The sequence below is a fragment of the Paenisporosarcina sp. OV554 genome (genome assembly GCF_003058165.1).
Classification (GTDB): Bacteria; Bacillota; Bacilli; order Bacillales_A; family Planococcaceae; genus Paenisporosarcina.
Genome location: NZ_QBUC01000003.1, coordinates 220,150 through 228,638 on the forward strand (window position 1 = coordinate 220,150; position 8,489 = coordinate 228,638).

Annotated in this window: 8 protein-coding genes; 3 read left to right on the forward strand and 5 right to left on the reverse strand. The window is 38.4% G+C overall.

From position 1 onward, the window contains the following. Window positions 1-9 precede the first annotated feature (9 nt). The 5 genes from C8K15_RS04690 to C8K15_RS04710 form a co-directional block, all read right to left on the reverse strand. Entirely contained in the window at window positions 10-657 is a 648-nt protein-coding gene (locus C8K15_RS04690) for a response regulator (RefSeq protein ID WP_108585271.1), read from the reverse strand. A 12-nt stretch (window positions 658-669) separates the two neighbouring features. Then, the gene (locus C8K15_RS04695; protein ID WP_108585272.1) at window positions 670-1,785 is read right to left on the reverse strand and encodes a GAF domain-containing sensor histidine kinase; all 1,116 of its coding nucleotides are present in this window, start codon (window positions 1,783-1,785) and stop codon (window positions 670-672) included. Between the two features lie 97 nt (window positions 1,786-1,882). Continuing rightward, a complete protein-coding gene (locus tag C8K15_RS04700) occupies window positions 1,883-2,791 on the reverse strand; it encodes a DNA-3-methyladenine glycosylase family protein (RefSeq protein WP_108585273.1) in 909 nt (302 codons plus the stop codon). A gap of 57 nt (window positions 2,792-2,848) precedes the next feature. After that, window positions 2,849-4,582 carry a phospho-sugar mutase gene (locus C8K15_RS04705; RefSeq protein ID WP_108585274.1) on the reverse strand — a complete coding sequence of 578 codons (1,734 nt, stop codon included), beginning with the start codon at window positions 4,580-4,582 and terminating at the stop codon, window positions 2,849-2,851. 188 nt (window positions 4,583-4,770) lie between these two features. Further along, the gene (locus tag C8K15_RS04710; protein WP_108585275.1) at window positions 4,771-6,315 is read right to left on the reverse strand and encodes a carbon-nitrogen hydrolase family protein; all 1,545 of its coding nucleotides are present in this window, start codon (window positions 6,313-6,315) and stop codon (window positions 4,771-4,773) included. A gap of 132 nt (window positions 6,316-6,447) precedes the next feature. Between C8K15_RS04710 and C8K15_RS04715 the strand changes: the two genes are divergently transcribed. The 3 genes from C8K15_RS04715 to C8K15_RS04725 are packed head-to-tail and all read left to right on the forward strand — an operon-like array spanning window position 6,448 to window position 8,244. Next, window positions 6,448-6,873 (forward strand): disulfide oxidoreductase, encoded by a 426-nt coding sequence (locus tag C8K15_RS04715; RefSeq protein WP_108585276.1) that lies wholly within the window; start codon window positions 6,448-6,450, stop codon window positions 6,871-6,873. Between the two features lies 1 nt (window position 6,874). Further along, the gene (locus C8K15_RS04720; RefSeq protein ID WP_108585277.1) at window positions 6,875-7,345 is read left to right on the forward strand and encodes a thioredoxin family protein; all 471 of its coding nucleotides are present in this window, start codon (window positions 6,875-6,877) and stop codon (window positions 7,343-7,345) included. 53 nt (window positions 7,346-7,398) lie between these two features. Beyond that, window positions 7,399-8,244, forward strand: a complete 846-nt coding sequence (locus tag C8K15_RS04725; RefSeq protein ID WP_108585278.1) for an RluA family pseudouridine synthase — start codon at window positions 7,399-7,401, stop codon at window positions 8,242-8,244. Window positions 8,245-8,489: the final 245 nt, after the last annotated feature.

Below are 8,489 nucleotides of genomic sequence, written 5' to 3' on the forward strand. Positions count from 1 at the left end.
ACAATGCAATCACAACGAGCTAGGTTCGGTTAACCCATGTTTAACTGCATAAAGTGCAGCTTGTGTGCGATCTTGTACAAGTAATTTTGAAAATATATTTGATATATGAGTCTTCACTGTTTTCTCAGTTACGAATAAAGCAGAAGCAATTTCTTTATTACTCTTCCCTTTTGTAAGCTCGGACAAAACATCTTGCTCCCTTGGAGTCAGTGGGTAAAGTTTATGCGGTGGTTCAATTTGCGGCTCTCTCACTTTCATAAGTTGTGAGGTCGCTTGAGGATGCAATGTATTTTCTCCACGCATTAATTTACGAATGGATTCCACTAAATCGTCTGGTTCAATATCTTTTAATTGATAGCCCGCTGCTCCCGCTTCGATTGCTGGAATAACGTGATCACGGTCTGAAAAACTCGTTAACATTAAAACTTGTGTTTGTGGATACTGTGCTTTGATCTTTTTGGTCGCTTGAATCCCATCCATTATTGGCATGACCAAATCCATTAACACAACATCGGGTCTAAGCTTGGCTGTTAATTCTACGGCTTCTTTCCCATTCGTAGCTTCACCCACGACATCCATGTCTTTTTGCGTTTTCAAAAAAAATAATAAGCCTCGTCGAACTACATGGTGATCATCCGCAATTAGTACTCTAATCATGCAGATTCCTCCTTAATGTGGCAAACGGATTAATAATTCCGTTCCTTTTTCAATGTTACTTACCCAGTCAGCGGACCCTCCGGCAGCTTTGGCTCGGTCCTTCATACTTTGCAAACCGATGGATGGGATTTGTACATTTGCATCCATCTGGAATCCGCACCCTTCATCTTTTAAAACGAGTAATACATCAGTCAGAGTAACGGTAATAAATAATTCTGCTTCCTGTACCCCTGCATGTTTTCGAACATTGTTTAACCCTTCTTGCGCGATACGGAACAATGTTTCTTCGGTACGAGATGGTAAATTGATTACACCTGAAACATTAACTTTTAGCGTCAGCCCTAGCATTTCTGCATAACCTTTAATTCCTTCAACCAGTCCCGTTTCTAATCCTTTTGGACGTAACTGCCAAATAAGTGCGCGCATTTCAGTTAATGCTTCTTGTGTTAAATGTTGAATTTCACGGAATGTTTCTTTGACTTCTGTTTGTTCAGCCATTTCGCTACCACCTCGTGCAGTTAAGGTAACGGAGAATAATAGTTGGTTTACCGAATCATGTAAATCTCGAGCTAAGCGATTTCGTTCCTGAACAAGCGCCATTTCTTGTTCTTGTTTCGTTAACAAGATGCGCTTGATCGCCGATCCTAGTTGAAATGCAACAGACTCTAGCAATGAGAGTTCATGGTCTGTAAATGCTACGGTATTTGGAGAGGCTACATTTAACAGACCGAATTTTTCTTGACCTGATTGTAAAGGTACGGTGGCGTGATGTGTAACGCCAGCATGATCTCCCACTTTTGCATCAATCGCACTTTCAATTCGTTGACATTCAATCATATTCGAAGCTTTTTTTAACTCTCCATTGCGATACTTGGAAACACACCAGCAACCGCCTTTTTGCAGATGACGACAACCGCCGTATTCTAGAGCATCCGGAAGATTTTCATGGGCAAGTAATTGATGCTTTCCTTTTGTATCAATAAAGAAAATCCACCCTGTTTCAAACTGAGTACCTGCCAAGAATTTTCGTAATGCGCCCTGCAGCATGGGTATCATTTCAGTTTCTTCATTCAACAATTCGGCTATTTCTTTCAATAATCCGATGTTTGAATGCTCGTTTGATTGCATACAGTCGCCTCCATCTTACCTTTCATTATATCTTCTATCATACCACTCGTTTTCATGTATTTGCATGAGATGTAGTTCATACTTTTGAATGATATGATTACTCTTGAAGGGTTCTCCACAAATAAAATGTCGCGTAAGCCCGCCAACCACTCCAGTTTTTAGCCCATTCCTCAATTTCAGCCAGTGAAGGTTTTTCAGATTGATTAAGCACTTTTTTCAACGCATTATGTAAACCTACATCCGCTAAAGGAAATGCATCTGGATGTCGTAAACATCGCATGATGACATAATTAGCAGACCACTTTCCAATACCTCGAATGGCAGTTAACCTTGTTTCCATTTCTCCCAAAGACATTACCAACAGTTGTTCCTTGTTTAACTGATCAGTTGCAATTAATTCAGCAACACCAATGAGGTATTCTGCTTTTCGTTGGGTAAAGGACAGATTGCGCAATTCTTCTACATTAAGAGAAGCAACTTTTTCTGCTGAAGGAAATAGCCAATACTCTATATCGTCATGTACAACCGACTCTCCAAACGTTGTAACAAGCTTTTGTTTTAAACCATATGCAACTTGTAAACTAATTTGTTGTCCCATAATGGACCAGCTAAGTGCTTCAAACAGTTCCTCTACAGCGATTATGCGCAGTCCCTTATATGCTAATACGACTTCCTTCAAAATCTCATCACGATGTGCTAAGTCATAGAAAGGTTGTAAATCACGTGATAAATCAAACCACTCATCAACAAAGTCAGTTGCCGCCTTGGCAATTTGCATGGTGGGATGAATTAGTTGTGGAAAGGATAGGATAAGCTCTTTATCTAATATAGCTAGTTTAATCAGTACCACTTCTTTTTGAATTCGAATCGCTTTCATTACGCTTTTATTTTCCAAATTAACTCGGTGTAATACTTCTTTTTGATTACGTCCTAAATAAGCCAACATATCGGCCCCATTGACGTCTTGTATTTCTCTCCTAAACTCAATTCCTTTATGTTTCCACATTTCTATCACCCCTATAAAATAAAACCCCATTAGCACGTTCACTAATAGGGTCCACTTTTACAAGCTGAAACGTTTTTCCATTTCAGCCGTGAATTGCGATTTAATCGTATTGAGTTTTTCTTTACTTTCAGCTTCACTTGGACTCATGACACCAATATAGTATTTTATCTTCGGTTCAGTCCCACTTGGTCGTACACATACCCATGAACCATCTGCTAAGAAATACTTTAATACGTCTGATTTTGGAAGTGTCAGATTTTCATCCTTACGTCCATCAGTAAAGCTTCGTGTTTGCTTTAAATAATCTTCTTGCGAAGAAATGGCAATGCCTGCAACTTCAGTTAAAGGTTGATTTCGCAAATTGGTTAGCAGACTTTGTATTGCACGTGCACCGTCCGCTCCTTTTTTTGTTATCGAGACTAATCCTTCGAAGTAGTAACCGTGACGTTCAAATAAGTCATGCAAGACATCGAGTAGCGTCTTGCCTTCCATTTTGTAAAAGGCAGCTGCTTCTGTGATCGCTAAAACAGATTGAATCGCATCTTTATCACGAACGAATGGTTGAATTAAATAACCATAGCTTTCTTCATATCCAAACAAGAATGTATATTCTTTGGATTCAGTGTATTGTTTAATTTTTTCTCCAATAAATTTAAAACCAGTTAGCACATCTTCTGTAGAAGAGCCATGGTGTTCTGCAATCACACGACCTAAATCAGACGTAACGATGGTTTTAAATACCCGACCATTTGCAGGCATTTGGCCTTTCTCTTTTAATTGAGTCAGTAAATATTCAATCAAAATAGCGCCCGTTTGGTTGCCTGTTAATAGTATGTAGTCTTCTCCTTGGCGAACAGCTAAACCTACTCGGTCTCCATCTGGATCAGCAGTAATTAATATATCTGCAGTAGATTTTTTGCCTAATTTCATCGCTAACTCAAAAGCACCTGCTTCTTCTGGATTAGGCGATTTTAGCGTTGGAAACTCACCATTTGGCTCCATCTGATCTTCAACGTACATAAAGTTCTGGTATCCCGTTTGTTTCATTAATTGACGAACGGTAGAACCTGAAGCTCCATGAAGAGGTGAAAATACTACCTTTAATGCCTCTTTATCTGCAAATTCTTGTTGATGTTGAATAGATGCAACCCTTTCAAGATAGGCCTTGTCTAAATCATGCCCAATCACTTGAATCAAGCCATTTTGTAAATACTCTTCTGTTTTACCTGTTTCGATAGCTAGCTCATCACCAACTTGTTGAACATACTCAATAACTGCTTCAGCATCTTCTATATTAAGCTGTGCACCATCTTCACCATATACTTTATAGCCGTTATACTCAGGTGGATTATGACTTGCCGTAACTACGATCCCCATAAACGCACCTAATTCTCGTACACTATATGACAATTGTGGTGTGGTCCTAGGTTCTTCATATAAATAGGCTTGAATACCATTTTTCGCAAATGTACTCGCAGCTTCTTGTGCAAACTCTGGTGACTTCCTTCTACTATCATAAGCAATTACAATACCTTTTTTCATTGCTTCTGCACCGGCTGCTTTTACGTAATCTGCTACACCTTGTGAAGCTTTGCGAACTGTATAGGTATTCATGCGGTTCGTACCTACACCAATTTCCCCGCGCATTCCACCTGTGCCAAATTCCAAGTCCTTATAAAATGCATCTTCCAAGCGTTTTTCATCTTGAGCAATTATAGAAAGTTGATCCTTCCATTCAGCTTCAAGCTGAGCGTACTCCATCCATTTTGTGGCAGTTTGTCGATAACTCATACATTCTCCTCCAATAGAAACGATGGAAATGCTGCTTCTAGCCCCGAGAAGCATAGAAGCACATTCTAACAATGAAAAGTATGACAGGACTCGTAGATTTCACCTTCTACTTTCAAACTGAAAATCAGTTATGAATGTAGGAACAATCTAGCTGGCATAGCTAATCACTGAGAGATGCGGCACACGTTTCACCCTTTTTTATAATCAATACGATAAATATCATGACGACGGTCTTTCAACTGTTTTACCGTTCCGTCTTGTCTTTGGCGACGTAAGATTTCTAAATCCACATCTCCTATTAATACCATTTCTAAGTTAAGGCTCGTTTCACCAACAATACCATCACGAGCAAACTCAAAATCAGATGGTGCATAAATACCAGACTGTGCGTATTGAATATCCATATTTTCAGTTTGAGGCAAGTTTCCAACCGTTCCTGAAATAACCGTATAGATTTGATTTTCAACAGCACGAGCTTGTGCACAATATTTTACGCGTAAAAACCCTTGGCGATCTTCTGTACAGAAAGGTACAAAAATAATATTGGCACCCATATCTGTTGCGATACGAGCAACTTCAGGGAACTCGATATCGTAGCAAATTTGGATTGCAATTTTTCCGCAATCTGTATCAAAGACACGAACTGAATCACCAGCACTAATGCCCCACCACTTGCGTTCATTAGGTGTGATATGAATTTTATATTGTTTCTCAATCGAACCATCACGACGGAACAAGTAGGCAATGTTGTAGATCTCATCATTTTCTTCTTTAACAAAATGGGAACCGCCAATAATATTGACGTTATAGCGAACGGCTAAATCGGTAAATAGCTCAATGTATTGAGGTGTGTATTCAGTCAAACGTCGAATGGCACGACTAGGTGAGGGTTCATTCAAAAATGACATTAATTGAGTTGTGAAAATTTCCGGAAACACGACAAAATCGGAATGTGCATCGGAAGCTACGTCAACAAAGTACTCACATTGATTGGCTAAATCGTCAAACGATTCAATCGCACGCATCATATATTGAACTACACAAATTCGAACGGGATAACTCGTTTTAAAATGTCGTTTTGACATTGGTTTATAGTCAACGTTATTCCATTCCATTAACGTGGCATATTTGCCTGAAGCAGTATCATCCGGTAAATAGTTCGGGTTAATACGCATTAGGGTAAAGCCATTCATGATTTGGAAGGTTAATACAGGATCATAAATTTTATGTCTGGATACTGCATCTACATACTCACGTGGCAACATCTCTTCCGAGTGTTTGTGGTAATTTGGAATACGTCCACCAATAATAATGGATTTCAAGTTAAATTGACGTGCTATTTCTTTTCGTGCCTCATATAACCGTTGTCCTACTTTCATGCGACGATATTCGGGGTGCACCATTACTTCGATACCATACATATTGTATCCTTCTGGATTATGATTCGTAATATAACCATCATCCGTTACGTCTGACCACGAATGTCGATCATCATATTCATCAAAGTTTATGATTAAACTTGAACATGATCCAATGATATGTCCATCGAGTTCGGCAACAAGTTGACCTTCTGGGAAAATACTTAAGTGACTACGTAGTTGATCAACTTTCCATGGATCCATTCCAGGAAAACAGAGCCTTTGCATAGCTAACATTGGTTCTATATCTTGCATGGTTGTTTGTCGGATAACCATGCTTACTTCAAACTGGGATAAATCAAATTCTTCTGACATGTGGATCGTCTCCTTCACAAAAGCTACATATTTCATTATATAGAACTTCAGAGTTCGTTGAAAATATTTTACTTGTTTAATACTTAGAATTATAATTTGATAAGGGTTTATACTCAGAATAGGAGATTTGGTATGACAAAAAAATCAGAAAATACTTTATTGTTTATGTGGGTAGTTTCAGTAATAGCCACTATGGGTTCCCTATTCTTTTCAGAAATTAGGAACTACGAACCTTGTGAGTTATGTTGGATTCAACGAATATTCATGTATCCACTCGTACTTATTTTAGGCATAGCTTATGTGCAGAAAAATGCACGAATCGCTACAACTACCGCAATTTTCTCCGTTATTGGTGGGGCTATTTCTTTGTATCATTATGGTTTGCAAAAAGTTAGCTTTTTATCCGAGAATGCACCAGCTTGTGGGCGCGTGTCATGCACGGGTGAGTACATCAATATCTTTGGCTTTATCACTATTCCATTTTTAGCTTTAACTGCATTCGTTCTTATAGCTATTTCCAGCTTCATGCTTTTAAAAGATTTAAAGGGGGAAAAATAAAATGAAAAAATTATTAATTATAGGCGGTATTATTGTCGCAGTTTTCGCATTAATTATAGTCCTGAATAATATGTCTAATAACAATAAATTAGCGGACAATCCTTATGGAACAAATGATTTAAAACAAGAAACAATTGATCAACTAGACGATGAAAACTATCAAAACATTATTCTACCTGATGACTTGAAAGCTAAAGTGGAGAGCGGCGAGCCTGTAACAGCTTACTTCTTCAGCCCAATTTGTGTACATTGTAAAGCCATGACTCCTGTATTAATGCCTATAGTTGAAGAAATGAACGTAGATTTAACCCAATATAATATTTATGAATTTGAACAAGGATGGGAAGATTACGCGATTGAAGCAACGCCGACTATGATTCATTTTGAAGATGGCAAAGAAGTTGATCGCTTGGTTGGTAATCAACCTGAAGAAAAGATTAAAACATTTTTAAGTGATGTTGTATTAAAATAGAAGATAACGTAGACCATGTCATCGTACATGGTCTATTTTTAGGAGGAATAAAAATGATTACTACCTTTCAATATGCATTACAACAAGATAACATTACCATCGAACAGCTTCTCCGAGATGATTTTCAAATTGGGAAGAAAATCATGCATGAAATGCGCATGGCTAAAAGTATTTTGAATGAAAGTGGAGAACCTGTTGTTTGGCAACACCATCATCCAATCGGTACTAAGCTTACATTCAATGTAAATGTGGAGCCATCTTCTTATGTGGCAGCTGACAACTGCGAAGTACCTATTTTGTTTGAAGATGCTCATGTACTTGTCGTTTCAAAACCTGCAGATATGGCTACACATCCGAACGAACCAGGTCAAACTGGAACATGTATGAATCATGTCATAGCCCATGTGAATAAGAAAGGTGGCGTATATGCTGAACACGTCCACCGTCTCGATCAAGGGACAAAAGGTTTAGTTTTAATTGCGAAACATCCTCTAATCAAATCAATGCTTGACCGTATGCTTGAAGAGAAAAAAATTATTCGCACGTATGAAGCGATTGTGGACGGCTATATGACACAAAAAAGCGGATCTATTCGAACTTCTATTGGCACAGACCGTCATGATTCTGCACGTCGTGCTGTATCGCCATCTGGGCAAACAGCGATTACACATTTTGAAGTGGTGGGACAAGATTCCAACTTTACTAAAGTAAATGTGATTTTAGAAACAGGACGTACACATCAAATCCGTGTTCACTTTAGCTCAATTGGTCATCCAATTGCAGGAGACAGAATGTACGGTTCTAGAACGCGTGCCGATAACTACTCGTTGCAAGCTCGAAAATTGCAATTTGTCCATCCGATTACAAAAGAAATGGTCATTGTAGAAGATTACAAATAAAAAAAAAGAGATTCCCGAGTTTTATGAACTGAACCCCGAATAGTGGACACTTTAAAAAAAGTGACCCTATCCGGGGTTTTTTCTATTCATAGACCCCGTTATACTTGAAGATAACAATTATGGACGGGAGCTTTTCAGATGAGCAAAATTATATTCAATGAACATCAAAGAAGACAAATTGAATCAAATCCTAATGTGACCTCTGTGTCTGATCGTACAATCCAGTTTACTTATGACTTCAAAGT

What these genes read in the sequence shown, in the direction of transcription:
- C8K15_RS04695 (WP_108585272.1), bottom strand. Translation starts at nt 1,785, where the DNA reads ATGCAATCAAACGAGCATTCAAACATCGGATTATTGAAAGAAATAGCC.
- C8K15_RS04710 (WP_108585275.1), bottom strand. Translation starts at nt 6,315, where the DNA reads ATGTCAGAAGAATTTGATTTATCCCAGTTTGAAGTAAGCATGGTTATC.
- C8K15_RS04720 (WP_108585277.1), top strand. Translation starts at nt 6,875, where the DNA reads ATGAAAAAATTATTAATTATAGGCGGTATTATTGTCGCAGTTTTCGCA.
- C8K15_RS04700 (WP_108585273.1), bottom strand. Translation starts at nt 2,791, where the DNA reads ATGTGGAAACATAAAGGAATTGAGTTTAGGAGAGAAATACAAGACGTC.
- C8K15_RS04715 (WP_108585276.1), top strand. Translation starts at nt 6,448, where the DNA reads ATGACAAAAAAATCAGAAAATACTTTATTGTTTATGTGGGTAGTTTCA.
- C8K15_RS04690 (WP_108585271.1), bottom strand. Translation starts at nt 657, where the DNA reads ATGATTAGAGTACTAATTGCGGATGATCACCATGTAGTTCGACGAGGC.
- C8K15_RS04725 (WP_108585278.1), top strand. Translation starts at nt 7,399, where the DNA reads ATGATTACTACCTTTCAATATGCATTACAACAAGATAACATTACCATC.
- C8K15_RS04705 (WP_108585274.1), bottom strand. Translation starts at nt 4,582, where the DNA reads ATGAGTTATCGACAAACTGCCACAAAATGGATGGAGTACGCTCAGCTT.